Raw genomic sequence first — 773 nt, forward strand, 5'->3', positions numbered from 1 at the left:
ACGACCCCAAAAGCGGAGTCAGGGGTCTCACATCTGAGACACCCTGGGTTCGAAGAGCCGCGAGAACCCGGCTTCTGAGTACATCCACATTGGAGGACTGCAGGGCTTGGTGCAGGGCCCACGTGATCGGAACCGTCGTGCCGTGTGGGCAGATGCTACGCGGCACGGCGAGCGCGTGGCGGGCGCAGTACTCCTCGAACAGTCCGTGGTGGGCGAGCGTCGCGTCGGTGCCGGAGCGGGGGGCCTCGATCAGCTCGTGGCCCTCGCCAGCCGCCGTCTTGCGGGACATGCCCGGGTTGATCACGCCGTGTTCGAGCAGGTTCCGGAATTGCCGCCCGGTGACCGCGCGTGGGCCTGGGTGTAGCGGAACGTCGTCGACAGGCCCCGCAGGACGGCTCCGATCACGTCGGCTCCCCATCGGCTCCTATTCGAAGGAAACGGCAGACGGTAGTCGAAGCACTGTACGAGGAACCCTCCACGACCCTGTCGGCCCTTGCTTCTTGAGTGCCGTCGGCTGCGGTTGTGAGTGGTTGTCCGGGGACCTCTCGGGTCCCCGGGGACCTTCGGGATCGCGTCACGACCCGACGTCCCGAACCGCTCCCAAGCCGCTGACCTGCGACGACGTGACCGCACCCCTCGCTTGGACGGTGGGTGAGCCCCGCTTTCCCGCGCCGTGACTTCCGCCTGTCCGGCATGCTCACTGATGCCGGCTGATGCCTGGTAGTTGCGGGTGATTGCGAGAAGTGCCCCCGGCAGGATTCGAACCTGCGACA

Annotated in this window: 1 protein-coding gene; it reads right to left on the reverse strand. The window is 66.9% G+C overall.

The window, feature by feature from the left end; translation table 11 throughout:
- On the reverse strand, window positions 1-289 hold a 289-nt coding region (locus N864_RS25815; protein WP_205621046.1), incomplete at its 3' end, for a hypothetical protein.
- Window positions 290-773 lie beyond the last annotated feature (484 nt).

The organism is Intrasporangium chromatireducens Q5-1 (genome assembly GCF_000576575.1).
Lineage (GTDB): Bacteria > Actinomycetota > Actinomycetes > Actinomycetales > Dermatophilaceae > Intrasporangium_A > Intrasporangium_A chromatireducens.